Source organism: Pseudomonas sp. MWU16-30316, from assembly GCF_020515645.1.
In the GTDB taxonomy this organism is placed as follows: Bacteria; Pseudomonadota; Gammaproteobacteria; order Pseudomonadales; family Pseudomonadaceae; genus Aquipseudomonas; species Aquipseudomonas cerasi.
In genome coordinates this window covers 1,369,245-1,384,422 of record NZ_JAIZAZ010000001.1, presented here as the reverse complement: position 1 = coordinate 1,384,422, position 15,178 = coordinate 1,369,245, and the positions used below count along the sequence as shown (strand labels likewise).

12 protein-coding genes are annotated in these 15,178 nt (G+C 59.4%); 7 read left to right on the top strand and 5 right to left on the bottom strand.

Translation table 11 applies throughout. The features are described from left to right. Complete coding sequence (locus LCH65_RS06410; RefSeq protein WP_024662292.1) at positions 1-1,572, bottom strand: sensor domain-containing diguanylate cyclase; 1,572 nt, start codon at positions 1,570-1,572, stop codon at positions 1-3. 356 nt (positions 1,573-1,928) lie between these two features. Here LCH65_RS06410 and LCH65_RS06405 point away from each other — a divergent pair, with 356 nt between their 5' ends. After that, the gene (locus LCH65_RS06405; protein WP_044308535.1) at positions 1,929-4,127 is read left to right on the top strand and encodes an EAL domain-containing protein; all 2,199 of its coding nucleotides are present in this window, start codon (positions 1,929-1,931) and stop codon (positions 4,125-4,127) included. 60 nt (positions 4,128-4,187) lie between these two features. On the opposite strand, the gene hppD is transcribed toward LCH65_RS06405, so the two are convergent. Together hppD and maiA are read right to left on the bottom strand one after the other, a co-directional pair. Next, positions 4,188-5,264 carry a 4-hydroxyphenylpyruvate dioxygenase gene (gene hppD / locus LCH65_RS06400; protein ID WP_003370421.1) on the bottom strand — a complete coding sequence of 359 codons (1,077 nt, stop codon included), beginning with the start codon at positions 5,262-5,264 and terminating at the stop codon, positions 4,188-4,190. A gap of 142 nt (positions 5,265-5,406) precedes the next feature. After that, on the bottom strand, positions 5,407-6,042 hold the full coding sequence (maiA, locus tag LCH65_RS06395; RefSeq protein ID WP_226439237.1) for a maleylacetoacetate isomerase: 636 nt from the start codon (positions 6,040-6,042) through the stop codon (positions 5,407-5,409). A 157-nt stretch (positions 6,043-6,199) separates the two neighbouring features. Between maiA and glcD the strand changes: the two genes are divergently transcribed. Genes glcD through LCH65_RS06375 form a run of 4 tightly spaced genes read left to right on the top strand, consistent with a single transcriptional unit; the run spans position 6,200 to position 10,435 of the window. Beyond that, on the top strand, positions 6,200-7,699 hold the full coding sequence (gene glcD, locus LCH65_RS06390) for a glycolate oxidase subunit GlcD (protein ID WP_003436290.1): 1,500 nt from the start codon (positions 6,200-6,202) through the stop codon (positions 7,697-7,699). Then, a complete protein-coding gene (gene glcE / locus LCH65_RS06385; RefSeq protein ID WP_058397949.1) occupies positions 7,699-8,757 on the top strand; it encodes a glycolate oxidase subunit GlcE in 1,059 nt (352 codons plus the stop codon). The genes glcD and glcE overlap by 1 nt, the downstream gene beginning before the upstream one ends. Positions 8,758-8,760: 3 nt before the next feature. Beyond that, on the top strand, positions 8,761-9,993 hold the full coding sequence (gene glcF, locus LCH65_RS06380) for a glycolate oxidase subunit GlcF (protein ID WP_058397950.1): 1,233 nt from the start codon (positions 8,761-8,763) through the stop codon (positions 9,991-9,993). A gap of 34 nt (positions 9,994-10,027) precedes the next feature. Beyond that, the gene (locus LCH65_RS06375; RefSeq protein ID WP_096107026.1) at positions 10,028-10,435 is read left to right on the top strand and encodes a heme-binding protein; all 408 of its coding nucleotides are present in this window, start codon (positions 10,028-10,030) and stop codon (positions 10,433-10,435) included. A 47-nt stretch (positions 10,436-10,482) separates the two neighbouring features. On the opposite strand, the gene LCH65_RS06370 is transcribed toward LCH65_RS06375, so the two are convergent. Then, positions 10,483-11,454, bottom strand: a complete 972-nt coding sequence (locus tag LCH65_RS06370) for a YncE family protein (RefSeq protein WP_003370412.1) — start codon at positions 11,452-11,454, stop codon at positions 10,483-10,485. Positions 11,455-11,783: 329 nt separating this feature from the next. Next, positions 11,784-12,800: a LacI family DNA-binding transcriptional regulator gene (locus LCH65_RS06365; RefSeq protein WP_054081606.1), complete on the bottom strand. Its 1,017-nt coding sequence runs from the start codon at positions 12,798-12,800 to the stop codon at positions 11,784-11,786. Positions 12,801-13,083: 283 nt separating this feature from the next. Here LCH65_RS06365 and LCH65_RS06360 point away from each other — a divergent pair, with 283 nt between their 5' ends. Together LCH65_RS06360 and LCH65_RS06355 are read left to right on the top strand one after the other, a co-directional pair. Next, on the top strand, positions 13,084-13,572 hold the full coding sequence (locus LCH65_RS06360; RefSeq protein ID WP_003344097.1) for a gluconokinase: 489 nt from the start codon (positions 13,084-13,086) through the stop codon (positions 13,570-13,572). A 98-nt stretch (positions 13,573-13,670) separates the two neighbouring features. Beyond that, positions 13,671-15,023: a GntP family permease gene (locus LCH65_RS06355; protein WP_003436276.1), complete on the top strand. Its 1,353-nt coding sequence runs from the start codon at positions 13,671-13,673 to the stop codon at positions 15,021-15,023. Positions 15,024-15,178: the final 155 nt, after the last annotated feature.

Here is a 15,178-nt window from a genome sequence, read left to right as displayed (position 1 = left end):
TCAGGAAGAGGCGGTTGATACCCTGGCGAAATGGCTCGCTCCATGCCAGCCGTGAATCAGCCGACCTTCGACGCGGTTACGCCCTTTGGTTTTGGCCAGGTAAAGCAGCCGATCCGCTTCCGCCAACGCGGCGGTATGTCCATCCTTCTCTGCTGCGTTGATCGACACCACGCCCGAGCTGATGGTCAGTTTGCCCAGCGGGCTGGCCGAGTGCTCTATACGAGTGGTTTCAACGGATGATCTGATTTTTTCCGCGATCTTCAGCGCCCCTGCCAGGTCGGTTTCAGGCAGCAGAATGACAAACTCCTCGCCGCCGTAACGTGCCGCGATATCCCCAGCCCGGTCAAGACTGTTGCCTATGAGCCCAGCCACTTGTTTCAGGCAGTCGTCTCCCTGCAGATGACCGTAGGTGTCGTTGTATTGTTTGAACCAGTCAATATCCAGCAGAATGATCGCGATAGTTGCAGTATTCCGGCTCGCCCGCCCCCACTCCTGCTGCAAGGCCGCATCGAAGCAGCGTCGATTGGCCAGGTGCGTGAGGCTGTCCGTGTGAGCGATGATCTCCAGTTCGTTCCTGGCGATGTTCAGTTCACCTTCCGCATTGATCAACTGCTGGATTTGCCGGTACAGCAGGACGCCAAGCAAAACCAGCGCAAGGATAATGATGCCGGTGATGGTCATGGACCGGTGTGCATAAGCCCACCAGGGCGCGAACACATGCTGACAGGAGACGCCTGCAGCGGCGACGATCGGCAATCCGGACACTCGCCGATAGGCGTAGATCCTTTCCACCCCGTCCACCACGGAGTTGATCACCGCGGTGCCGCTGTCGCTGTAGGGCAGATAGCGAGTGAAGATATCGCCCTTGGCGACATTGGTGGTCATTAGTGCGGTTAATGTGGGGCGTCGCGCCAGCAGGTCGCCATTGCTAAGAGCGAGAAAGATTACCCCCTTGTCGTCTACATCCATGCGCTGGAAAAACGCCTGGAAATAAGCCACCGGTACGGTGGCCAGTGCAACGCCAGCAAAACTGCCATCCGCAGCATTGATACGCCGACTGACCGGGATGACCATATCCCCGGTATTACGGCTTTCTACGATAGACCCTACATGAATGGACGGGTCAGGGTTATCGCGATGGTAAATGAAGTAATCGCGGTCTTCGTTGTTTCTGGTGTGCACGCCATTGGCAAAGGAATTGGCGACCCAGTTGCCCTGAGCATCGTAGATGAACAGCCCCTGAAGCCCTTTGACGTTTATCAGGTCTTGAGCCATCAGCCTGGTCAAGCGGCTTTGCTGCTGGCCTGCAACCCCGTCCTGTTCCACACGCTCGACAAGGTCACGCAGCGTATTGTCAGCCTGTTGCAGGGTGTCCTGAGCCTGCTGCTCAGCGGCAAGCACGATATTGGACACCGCAATCCTGGCGGTGGCCGCGCGCTCGAGCTTCGACTGGTTCATCTGCCAGACGGTAGCCAGGGTCAGCGATAGACAGACCAGGGCAATGAAGCCGATCAACGCTTTGCTGAGCGCCGAAGGTGTAAGCCTCGTCGAAATAAAGGAAAGCCGTTTCATAGGGTTGTCATCAAATTGGCAGTGAACCCCGCCATGCAGTTTCCATACCTTAGCGCCACTCACCCGAACACGTTGTTACACCGAGGTCACGCGGGGCTTAGTTGAATGAATGCCCCGCAGGCTAGTTGCTCAAGAAGTCATTACAGGTATTCGGTTTTTTGACGATACAGCTTCTAAGCTGCTAGAGACAGCTACCGATACACTACTGTGAGAGGTGCTGCAATGTATCGAACTTTGCTTTTCCGGCATGGCGCAAGCGCGTGTTGGCAGGGTGTTTTCACCGATGCCGGCACAGCGGCATTGTACATCGATCGCTTCGCGTTTCAGGCGCGATCAGCTTATAGCGATGACCTCAAATGAGTACTTACCCAGTCGGCGATGACGACGAAGAGCGTATTCGGATTTTGAATGCTTTTTCGTTGATGGATACCCCACCTGAGCATGAATACGATCAGATCGTGCAAATGGCATCGCGGATTTTCGACGCGCCCATTGTTCTGATTTCTCTGGTTCATCGCGACCGGCAATTCTTCAAGGCGCGTGTTGGCCTCGATGTCTGCGAAACGGGCCGCGACGTCTCATTCTGTAATTTTGCGCTGATGGGCCGTAACGTTTTTCTGGTGCCTGATGCATTGCAGGATGAGAGGTTCCGCTCAAACGCTCTGGTGGTAGGCGCTCCCTATATTCGCTTTTATGCCGGGGCGCCACTGATAACCCCCAGCGGTCATGTGCTGGGCAGCCTGTGCCTGATCGACAATAAACCTCGGGAGACCTTCTCGGAGCGAGACCAACTGATTCTTCAGGACCTGGCGGTCATGGTCATCGAAAGAATGGAATTGCGTCGGCTCGAGCTCGAGAATGAAGACAGCCACGCCCGCTTCATGAATATCACCTCGACCTCACCCGACGCGATCATCTGCTCGGACAGCAAAAACCGGATCATCTCATGGAACAATTCGGCCGAGCTCATTTTCGGGCATCGATCCGAGGACGCCATGGGAAAGCCTCTCGATATCATTATTCCGCCCGAAATGCGCTCCAGACATCATGCAGGTCTGTCGAGGGTGTCTGCAGGCGGCCCGGCCTCCATTATCGGAAAATCCATCAACCTGACGGCCATCCATCGCGACGGTCATACAATCCCCATCGAGCTCTCGCTCTCACAATGGACGTATGCCGGCGAGCCACAATTCGGAGCGATCATTCGTGACATCACCCAGCGTGTCGAGGCGGACAAATTACTCAAGCATGCGGCTGAATACGATCATCTGACCGGCCTTGCCAACCGATCGACGCTCAAAAGGCGGATCAAGGAAGCGTGCGGCGCACAGCTTTCGGCGGCCATCCTGCTGATCGACCTGGACGGCTTCAAGGACGTCAACGACACGCTGGGCCACGCTGCGGGGGATTTTGTGCTCCAGGTGACCTCTCTTCGTCTTCGCGAAAACGTCCCGGCCAGCCATATGGTCGCGCGTCTGGGCGGCGATGAGTTTGTCGTGTTCCTGTCAGACACGGCAGACCCTGACAACGCGACCAGGCTGGGCCTGGAGCTCATCGCGGTCATCGAGGAACCGATTGAGTTTGAAGACAATTCAATCTACATCGGCGCCAGCATCGGCGTCTCCGTAAGGTCCGGCTGCGACTACGACGAGGAGCAAATGCTCGGCAATGCGGATCTGGCGCTCTACCAGGCCAAGTCTGACGGACGTTCCCTTGTTCGCACCTTCACCTCCGAGCATCGACAGACCGCGTCAAGAAGAGGCGCGCTCAGCTCATCGATGCGTCAGGCGTGGGCCAACAAAGAGTTCGAGCTGTACTATCAGCCTCAGGTACGCCTTGCGGACGGTCGTATTACCGGAGCCGAAGCCCTTATTCGCTGGAACCATCCGACACTGGGTGTGGTGTCCCCGGCGGTTTTTCTACCTGCACTGGAAGCAGGTCTTCTTGCGGTGCCGGTGGGCGAATGGATCCTGCGTTCAGCCTGTGAGCAGGCAGCGCAATGGAGAAATACCGGCTGTGACGAATTCCGCATCGGCGTCAACCTGTTCGCCGCGCAGTTTCGCATGCGTGACTTTGCGGAAATGGTTGAAAGTGCGCTTGAAGACTTTTCCTTGCCAGCACACGCTCTCGAGCTGGAGATCACGGAAAACATCATCCTGCGAAACGAACAGCGCATCATGGAACCGCTGCGCCACCTTCGCTCATTGGGAGTGGGCATTGCATTCGACGATTTCGGTACCGGCTATGCGTCCCTGAGCCTGCTGAAAGACTATCCGGTGACACGGCTGAAAATCGACCGCTCATTCGTAAGTGGCGTTGAGCGCAGCAAAAAAGACGAAGTTATCATCGAGGCCGTTATCAGGCTGGCGAACGGCTTCAATCTCCAGGTCACGGCAGAAGGCATAGAGACCCGCGAGCAGGAAAGTCTGATGCGTCATTATGTGTGCGACGAGGGTCAGGGCTATCTGTATGGTCGTCCCATGCCGGCGCATGAATTTACCGAGCGTTATATCTCGTCTCACAATCGGCAGGCTGACGTGCTCAAGCACAAATGACTCAGAACGAGCCTGAGCAGGCTCGTCTGATCGCGCAAGGCGGGCACTTCCGGTTATCGCTCAATCCGGCGTCAGTACACCACGCTGGATCTGGTCGCGTTCGATGGATTCGAACAGCGCCTTGAAGTTGCCTTCGCCAAACCCGTCGTCGCCCTTGCGCTGAATGAATTCGAAAAACACCGGGCCCATCAGCGTGGCGGAGAATATCTGCAACAGCAAGCGACGCTCGCCCCCTTCGGAAGAGCCATCGAGCAGAATGCCGCGTGACTTGAGCTCGGCCTCCGGCTCACCGTGATCGGGCAGGCGGCCTTGCAGCATCTCGTAGTAGGTGTCCGGTGGCGCAGTCATGAAGCGCATGCCGGTTGCTTTCAGCGCGTCCCAGGTCTTGATCAGGTCATCGGTAAAGAACGCTACATGCTGGATGCCTTCGCCATTGAACTGCATCAGGAACTCTTCAATCTGCCCCGCCCCCTTGGACGACTCTTCGTTGAGCGGAATGCGGATCATGCCGTCCGGGGCGGTCATGGCTTTGGAGGTCAGGCCGGTGTATTCGCCCTTGATGTCGAAGTAACGCAGCTCGCGAAAATTGAACAGCTTTTCATAGAAACCGGCCCAATACGCCATGCGCCCGCGGTACACGTTGTGGGTCAGGTGATCGATGAATTTCAGACCGGCACCGACCGGGTGGCGATCGACGCCTTCGATGAAATTGAAATCAATATCGTAAATCGACGTGCCCTCGCCGAAGCGATCAATCAGGTATAACGGCGCGCCACCGATGCCCTTGATCGCGGGCAGGCGCAACTCCATGGGCCCGGTAGCGATTTCCAGCGGTTGTGCACCCAGTTCGAGTGCCCGGTTATAAGCCTTCTGCGCATCTTTCACGCGGAACGCCATGCCGCATACCGAAGGACCATGCTCGGCGGCAAAGTACGATGCCAGGCTGTGCGGCTCGTTGTTGAGGATCAGGTTGATCGCGCCCTGACGAAACAGGGACACGTCCTTGGAGCGGTGCGTTGCGACTTTGGTGAAGCCCATCATCTGAAACACGGGCTCAAGGCTGTTGGGCGTCGGTGACGCGAACTCGATGAATTCAAAGCCCATCAGGCCCATTGGATTTTCGTAAAGATCAGCCATGACTGGCTCCTTGCAGGAAAGTGAGAGTGGGTAACCCTGGCAATCACTGTCCTGCGGGCGGCGCACACGGAATCCCTCGCACGCTGCGTGCGAGAAAATCACCGAATATCAGTTGCAGACCAAGAATCTTCATGAAGGCAGCCTACTCCGGCTTGTCCGATTGTGCATCAGGATGTGCCTGCTGAAAGGCCGGGTGCTGCATGGCCAGATACTCGACCCGCTGAATACGCGCAAATGCAGTCAGGTCAACGTGGTAACGATGGGCTGCGTACAACTGCGGTAACAGGTAAATATCCGCGAGGCCGGGGCTTGAGCCAAAACAGAAACCCTGCTCCCCGATCAACTGCTCGACGGCCTGCAAGCCTTGGCCGATCCAATGCCTGGTCCAGGCCACGACAGCGGCCTCGTCGTGACCAAGCGTGCGCAACCGGTCAAGCGCCGAAACGTTGTGCAAGGGCTGGATGTCACAGCCGATAAGCGCCGCCACGGCACGCTGTCGAGCTCGCATCACGGCCTCCTGCGCCAGTAACGCAGGTTGCGGATAACGCTCCTCCAGGTATTCGATGATCGCCAGTGACTGAGTGATGACCACTCCATCGTCCAGCCGCAGCGCAGGCACCCTGCCCTGCGGGTTCAAGTCCGTGTAATCAGGTTTGTTTTGCTCGCCGCCCTCAAGCGCCAGGTTGACCGGAACCGCCGTGTAATCCAGCCCCTTGAGGGCCAGCGCAATACGCACACGGTAACTGGAGGTCGAGCGGTAATAAGTGAATAGGTCCACGGGAGTCGCCTGCCTGACGCATGGGTGCGTGTTTTTATTTTCGTAACCGCATTACGTAATGCGTAAATTGCGTGATCAGACCTTCGCTGTCAACTCAAGCTTCGTAGCGAATGAGCTAGGATGCATTAACCCGATAAAAACAACCCAGGGTGGCTTGATGAATATCCTTTACGACGAACGCATCGATGGCGTGCTGCCCGCCGTCGACAAGCAACAACTGTTGCAGGCGCTGCAACAGCAGTTGCCCGACCTGGACATCCTGCATCGGCCCGAAGAACTGCGGCCTTACGAGTGCGACGGATTGTCGGCCTATCGCAGCACACCGATGCTGGTGGCATTGCCGCGGCATGTGGAAGAAGTACAGACGCTGCTCAGGCTGTGCCACGCACGTCGCGTACCGGTGGTCGCTCGTGGGGCGGGCACCGGGCTGTCGGGTGGCGCGCTGCCGCTGGAAAAAGGCGTGCTGCTGGTCATGGCACGCTTCAATCAGATCCTCGATATCGACCCTTCGGCGCGCCTGGCGCGGGTTCAGCCCGGCGTGCGCAATCTGGCCATTTCTCAGGCGGCAGCGCCCCACGGCCTGTATTACGCGCCGGACCCGTCCTCGCAAATTGCATGCTCCATCGGCGGCAATGTGGCGGAAAATGCCGGCGGCGTGCATTGCCTCAAGTACGGGCTGACCGTGCATAACCTGCTCAAGGTCGAGATCCTGACCGTGGAAGGCGAGCCGATGACACTGGGCAGCGACACGCTGGACTCGCCGGGCTTCGACCTGCTGGCACTGTTCACCGGCTCCGAAGGCATGCTCGGCGTCATTACCGAAGTCACGGTCAAGCTGCTACCCAGACCGCAAGTGGCCAAGGTGCTGCTGGCGGCGTTCGATTCAGTGGAAAAGGCCGGACGCGCGGTGGCCGATATCATCGCCGCGGGCATTATCCCCGGCGGACTTGAGATGATGGACAATCTGGCGATTCGTGCCGCCGAGGATTTCATTCACGCAGGTTACCCGGTCAATGCCGAAGCCATTCTGCTCTGTGAACTGGACGGCGTCGAAGCCGACGTGCACGCCGATTGCGAACGGGTCAGCGAGGTATTGACACTGGCGGGCGCTACCGAAGTGCGCCAGGCGAAGGATGAAGCCGAGCGGGTCCGCTTCTGGGCCGGGCGCAAGAACGCTTTCCCGGCCGTGGGTCGCCTGTCGCCGGATTACTACTGCATGGACGGGACCATCCCGCGCCGTGAGTTGCCGGGAGTGTTGCGCAGCATCAGGGAGCTATCCGAGCAATACGGCTTGCGCGTCGCCAACGTGTTTCATGCGGGTGACGGCAACATGCATCCGCTGATCCTGTTCGATGCCAATCAACCGGGTGAGCTGGAGCGCGCCGAGGCACTGGGCGGCAAAATCCTCGAGCTGTGCGTCAAGGTCGGCGGCAGCATTACTGGCGAGCACGGTGTCGGTCGCGAGAAGATCAATCAGATGTGTGCCCAGTTCAATAGCGACGAGCTGACCTTCTTCCATGCCATCAAGGCGGCATTCGACGCCAGCGGTTTGCTCAACCCTGGCAAGAACATCCCGACGCTGCATCGCTGCGCGGAATTTGGCGCCATGCACATACATGCCGGGCAATTGCCGTTCCCCGACCTGGAGCGCTTCTGATGAGCACGATGGACAACGACGTCAGCCAGGCACTGCTCCAGCGGGTCGATCAGGCGCTCCGCGATAACCGGCCGTTACGTATTCAGGGCGGCAACAGCAAGGCTTCTCTCGGTCGTGAAACGGCTGGCGAAATACTCGATACCCGCGAGCACCGAGGCATCGTCAGTTATGACCCGACAGAACTGGTGATCACGGCGCGCGCCGGTACGCCATTGAACGAGCTGATACAGACGCTGGATGCCGCAGGTCAGATGCTGCCTTGCGAACCGCCCGACTTCGGCGCGGCAACGCTCGGCGGCATGGTCGCTGCGGGGCTCTCGGGACCGCGCCGTCCGTGGAGTGGGTCGGTGCGTGATTTCGTGCTGGGCACACGGGTCATCACCGGTCTTGGCAAACACCTGCGTTTCGGCGGAGAAGTCATGAAGAACGTTGCAGGTTATGACGTTTCACGCCTGATGGCAGGCAGTTTCGGCTGCCTGGGGCTGCTGACCGAGGTGTCGCTCAAGGTGCTGCCCAAACCACGTCTGTGCAGCAGCATCGCACTGGAAATGGACAGCGCGCTGGCCTTGGCGCGCCTTGCCGAGTGGGGTCAGCAACCGATACCGATCAGCGCGGCCAGCCATGATGGCCACGTACTGCGTCTGCGCCTGGAAGGCGGTGAAGGTTCAGTGGCCGCAGCCCGGGACCGGCTCGGCGGCGAGCTGCTCGATGCCGCGTACTGGCAACAGTTGAATGCGCACCGCCTGCCCTTCTTCGATGACCCTCGGCCGCTGTGGCGGCTCTGTGTACCTGCTGACAGCCGCCTGCCGGATCTGCCGGGCGAGCAGTTGATCGACTGGGGTGGCGCGCAACGCTGGCTCAAGTCGGATGCTGACGGACAAACCATTAGAGCGATCACTATGGCGGTTGGCGGCCATGCGACCTGCTACAGCCAGGGCGTCGTCGACAGCCCGTTTGAACCGTTGGCCGCACCTGTGCTGCGCTACCATCAGGCACTCAAGACCCGACTCGACCCGCAGGGGATTTTCAACCCCGGCCGACTGTACGCGGAGCTTTGAAACATGCAGACCACATTGAGTGAACACGCCAGAACCCTGCCGCGCGCCGAAGAAGCCGAACGTATCCTGCGCAGTTGTGTGCATTGCGGTTTCTGTAACGCCACGTGCCCGACCTATCAATTGCTGGGTGATGAGCTGGACGGTCCACGCGGCAGGATCTACCTGATCAAGCAGGTGCTCGAAGGTCAGCCGGTCACCGAGAAAACCCGTCTGCATCTGGACCGCTGCCTGAGCTGTCGCAACTGCGAGACCACCTGCCCGTCCGGGGTGGATTACCACAACCTGCTGGACATCGGCCGCGCGGCGGTTGAGGCCCTGGTGCCGCGGCCACTCGCAGAACGCGTGCTGCGTGAAGGCTTGCGTCGCGTCATCCCCCACCCCGGGCTGTTCAAATCCCTGACCGGCATGGGCCTGAAGTTCAGGCCGTTGCTGCCACAAACCCTGGCCACCAAGCTGCCGGAGACGGTCCATCCTGCCGGACTTCGTCCGCACACCGGTCATGCGCGCCAGGTGCTGCTCCTGGAAGGTTGCGTTCAACCGGGCCTGTCGCCCAACACCAATAGCGCTACGGCGCGGGTGCTGGATCGTCTGGGCATCGGCGTTACGGCGGTCGGACAGGCGGGTTGCTGCGGCGCCGTGGATTATCACCTCAATGCACAGGAGGCAGGGCTGGACCGGGCACGGCGCAACATCGACGCGTGGTGGCCCGCGTTGCAGGGCAGTGTTGAAAGCCTGATCCAGACGGCCAGCGGCTGCGGGGCCTTCGTCAAGGATTACGGCCACCTGCTGCGCCATGATCCAGCCTATGCCGACAAGGCCGGGCAGATCAGCGCGCGAACCAAGGATCTGGTCGAACTGCTGCGCGACGAACCGCTGGAAACCCTCGGCATCAAGACCGATCAGCGCCTGGCGTTTCACTGCCCGTGTACGCTGCAACACGCGCAAAAACTCGGCGGCGAAGTCGAGCGTGTCCTGACTCGTCTAGGCTTCAATCTGACCACAGTGCCGGACGGTCATTTATGCTGCGGCTCTGCAGGCACCTACTCCATCACCCAGCCTGCCATCGCCCGTCAACTGCGCGACAACCGCATGAACGCACTGGAGAGCGGCAAACCGCAGGTGATTGCCACCGCCAATATCGGCTGTCAGACCCATCTGGCCAGCGCCGGCCGAACGCCAGTGCGGCACTGGATCGAACTGATCGACGCAGCGCTTGGCACGCCTGAATCACACTGAACCCTATTCAATAATCACTGCTCCGGAGAACCCCATGAAGATCAAAGCCGTCCTGACCCAGACCGAAATCAGCCTGATGCTCGGCGCCGCACGCGATGAAGCACGGGCCAATGGCTGGGCCGTGTCCATCGCCGTCGTTGATGACGGCGGCCATCTGCTGGCATTCGAGAGACTGGACGACGCCGCACCGATCAGCAGCTACATCGCGATCGAAAAAGCCCGCACCTCGGCACTCGGCAAACGTGAGTCCAAGGGTTACGAAGAGATGGTCAATGGCGGGCGCACTGCATTCCTGAGTGCTCCACTGCTGACTTCCCTGGAAGGCGGTGTGCCGGTCATCGTCGACGGCCAGGTAATCGGTGCGCTGGGGGTTTCAGGCGTGAAAGCCGAACAGGATGCTCAGGTCGCCAAGGCCGGTGTCGCAGCACTTGACGCCGACTGACGGGCGGCCCGGCTGGTCACACGCAAGCCAGGCCACTGCAGGAGTCTTCATAGCCGGTAGATCGAAATCCAGCTCATGTCCGGATGGCTGGAATAGATATACGTGCCGGTCTTGTTGAGTACCGCGCCGCCTACCGACGGAAAGTAGGCAATGCAGGTGGCGATGCCCTTCACCGTATCGATCCGGTAAACGTCGTAATTACAGGTGTAGATTGCGTAGACATAGCGGTCATCCGGTGTCACGCCGATGACTTTCACCGGGTAACCCTGCGTGCCGATTTTTTCCCGATAGAAGGTTTTATTGGTCGCGGCATCGACGATGTAGACCTCGTCGATGCCGCCGACATACAGCCAGGCGCCATCGGAACTGAAGGCCATCGAACGTGGGTCGGAAAACCCGGTAATGTCATGCTGCAGGTAATCGACCTTGCTGATCGCAAGAACATCGGTAGGCGCGGTGCGATCAACCAGCATGGTCGCGTAAAACCTGTCGTTCAACGGACTGATCCCGAGGGCCAGCGATGCGTTGGTCAGGGCGCCCAGATCGAACTCGTTTTCGACCGTGTAATTCTCGGTCTCGATCAGGCGAATCAAACCGCCTAGCGCATTTTGAAAGGACAGGCAGATAAAACGGCCATCGGCACTGCACAGGATCCTGTTGACGTTGGCTGCCGGGAGTATCCTGATCACTTCGCGCAGGCGCGTATCGACCACGTAGCACCTTTTCTGGCCAATGGTGTAAAGCCTTTTACCATCGGGGCTCAGGGTAATCGCGCCGGCCCCTGCCCGCTTGATGGCGCCCGTTACGCTGGCACTGGCGATGTCGACCACACTGACTTCCCGGCCACTTTCATGGGCGACATACAACGTGGTTTCATCAGGGCTGATAGCGATCTGTGCGGGTACAAAGCCCAGGGGGATAATGCCGGTCAGCCACGCGATGTCCAAGGGCACACCCGAACCGACGGGGTCAGCGATATGCGTCAAGGCTCTAACGTTCTGAGATGCTTTTTTTTGCATTTCTCTGATCCTTCAATAGGTCTTGTAAGACCGCCAGAACGGGGAATAGATAAGAAGATATATCCCCGTCATCCAACGATGCGGCCAAGACACTTATGCCGCTCCGAGCCAAAAACATAGGGTCATTGAATACTCAACACGGGGGGATGGGTACTGTCAGAAATGACAGTCAAAATGTGCCGGAACCGTTCGAATGAGGGTATCGCTGGCAGTGCAGGACAGCGCGGTCGGGCACTCCAGCCCGAAGGCATCGAGCCCGCAGAGCGCCATTACCATTGGTCAGCGCAATGACCCGGAGAAGGCTCGCGAGAATTGGCCGGGGAAAATCCTCAAGAGCTTTCCCGCACCACCAGTTCAAAGCCGAGATCCACCAGAGGCTGCTGGGTGACCCCGTCAAGCAGGCCCAGCAATACCTGAGCAGCGCGCTGCCCGACTTCTTCTCTGGGCGTGCGTATCGAGGTCAGGCGCGGCACCATGTGAGCGGACCCCGGCAGGTCGTTGAAGCCCACCAGAGAGACTCGTTCGGGAATCGTGACGCCCAGGCGCAAGGCCTCCAGCGCGGCGCCTTGTGCCAGGTCGTCGTTACAGAAAAATACCCCGTCGACATCCGGATGCTGGTCAAGCAGGCGCGCAAACAACTCCCCGCCCAGACCGATCGACGAGGCCTGGCGTGTCGAGACCTGCAACGCGGGGTCGAACAGCCCGGCGTCTTCCAGCACCCGACGGAACCCGGCGCCACGTTGCAGTACACGAGGGTCGAGTTGGGCGGCCATGTACGCCAGCCGACGGCGGCCACGCCCGAGCAGATGGCGCGCGGCTTCAGCACCGGCCTGTTGTTGCGAGAACCCGACGCAATAGGCGCCCAGGCGGGTGTCGAGTTCCATCATGTGCACGCAGGGTATGCCACTGGTTTCAAGCATCTGGCGAGACGCTGCCGTGTGGTCGAAACCGGTCAGCAGAATACCGCGCGGGCGATTGACCAGATGGTTGCGCAGCAGCTTCTCTTCCTCGTCAGGTGAGTAATGGTAGTTGCCGATGACCACGTCCAGGCCCCGCACGCGCAACACGTCCTGAATGGCTTCCAGCGTCTCGATGAACAACTGGTTGGACAGTGACGGCACCAGCACCACGACGGTCTGACTGCAGGAAGAAGCCAGTGCCCTGGCGGCCGGGTTGGCTACATAACCCAGGCCCTGCGCCGCAGCACGGACCTTTTCCACAAGTTCAGGCGCCACGGTGCTGATACCGCGTAACGCACGCGAGGCGGTGATCGGAGAGACACCAGCCAGCTTCGCCACTTCATTGAGCGTGGGGCGACCGGTAGAGCGGGAACCAATGCGTATCATGCGTTGCCAACTAACATAAGGGTTGCCAAATGTGTCGAATGCCCCATAAGGTAGCGCTGTCTCATGGAACGTGACAATGCTTTATCGCTGGTTTCACAGGGGTTGCCCGGTTCGGGTCCCGCGGAGAACAGCCTCCCATGCTTATTGATGAGCCCAAAACAACGACAAATAACTGGAACAGTCCGGGCTGGGACTCATGTCCACCCGAAAGAAGACAGCGCTGTCTCCAGATGAGGTGCCTACTGTGACAACTGCGAATACTGCTATTTCCGCCCTTGTGGTGATGGGTGTGTCTGGCTGCGGCAAAAGCGCCGTGGGTGCCGAGATTGCCCTGAACAGCGGCGGCCGTCTGATCGAAGGCGACGCGTTCCATCCACCGGCCAACATCGAAAAGATGAGCGCCGGAACCCCCCTCAACGACGAAGACCGTGCCGGCTGGCTGACCCGCCTGGGCGAAGAGATGGCTGCCGCCCTCGCCAACGGTGAACACCCGGTGCTGACCTGCTCCTCGCTCAAGCTCATTTATCGCCAGCGCCTGCGTGATGCGGTGCCTGGCCTGGGTTTCGTTTTTCTGGAACTCAGCAAGGAACTCGCCAGCGAACGCTGCTCGCACCGGCCTGGGCACTTCATGCCCGCCAGCCTGGTGGACAGCCAGTTCGCGACCCTCGAACCGCCCTATGGCGAACCGCTGACATTGATCGTGGACGCGTCCCAGCCTATCGATGTCATCGGCAAACAAGCCGCAGCATGGTGGAAAGGCTCTCACGCCTGATAAAGGTGTGAGTGCAAAAGACAGCGCTGTCTTGCGCACACACGATTGAAGTCGGCGCTGTTAACAGTTCCTTAAAACAATAAACCGGAGAGACACCCATGTTCGGTATGACCCATGAGACGTTCCTGCTCGTCGATGCCTTGGTGACCATCGTCGGCCTGGTGCTGCTGATCACCACCTTCAAGGTGCACCCTTTCGTCGCGTTGACCCTGGCGGCAGGCTTTCTTGGCCTGACCTCGGGAATGCCGGTCGAAAAAGTCATGAAATCCTTCCAGGACGGCTTCGGTGGCGTACTGGGCTTCGTCGGTATCATCCTTGGCCTGGGCACGATGCTCGGCAAGCTGATGGCCGACTCGGGCGGCGCAGACCAGATTGCGCAAACGCTGATACGCACCTTCGGCAAGCAGAAAGTGCACTGGGCAATGATGTTCTCTGCCTTCCTGGTGGGCATCCCGTTGTTCTTCGAGATCGGTTTTGTCCTGCTGATACCGCTGGTGTTCATTGTCGCGCGACGTACCGGCGTGCCCATCGTCAAGATCGGCATTCCGCTGCTGGCAGGCCTGTCAGCCGTGCACGGTCTGGTTCCACCGCATCCGGGTCCGTTGCTGGCCATCGGCATCTTCGGTGCAGACATCGGCAAGACCATTTTCTACGGACTGATCGTTGCTCTGCCAACCGCCATCATCGCTGGCCCGATCTTCGGTAACTGGATTTCCAAAAGTATCCCCGGTACGCCGTCCAAGGAACTGATGGACCAGATTGCCAAGGAGTCGAGCACTGACAACCTGCCAGGCTTCGGCATCACGCTGGTGACCATCCTGCTGCCAGTCTTCCTGATGCTGCTCAAGACCTTGGCCGACGTGGTATTGCCGGAAAACAACATGTTCCGCATCTGGATGGATCTGATCGGTCACCCGATCACCGCCCTGCTTGCCGCGCTATTGCTGGCGTTCTACACCTTTGGTGCCGCGCGCGGGTTTGACCGCAGCAAGATCATGAAGCTGCTGGACCAGAGTCTCGCTCCGGTGGCGGCAATCGTGCTGATCGTGGGCGCAGGCGGTGGCTTCAAGCAGATGCTGGTGGCCAGTGGCGTCGGTGACGTGATCGGGCACATGGCTGTGCAGGCGCAGATCAACCCTATCATGCTGGCCTGGCTGGTAGCGGCGGTCATCCGCATCGCAACCGGTTCGGCGACGGTGGCAACCATTACCGGTGCCGGCATCGTAGCGCCGGTGGTCGGCCTGATTCCAGGCGTCAATCGCGAACTGCTGGTGCTGGCAACCGGTGCCGGTTCGTTGATCCTGTCGCACGTCAATGACGCCGGGTTCTGGCTGGTGAAGCAGTACTTCAACATGACCGTTGCCGAGACCTTCAAGACCTGGACAGTGATGGAAACCATCCTCTCGGTCGTCGGCCTGATTTTCATCATGCTGTTGTCGATGGCGGTGTAAACCCCGGACCAGGCCTTCGCGGGAGCTGCAGCCCGCGAACGCCTGGCCCCGCCTCACGCCTGTGCATCACCCTTCCCAGCCCCCCCGCAATACACCGCATCAGCGTGGACACTACGGTGATCTGCAGCCCCTTCCTACACACTCGTTCGCCACTT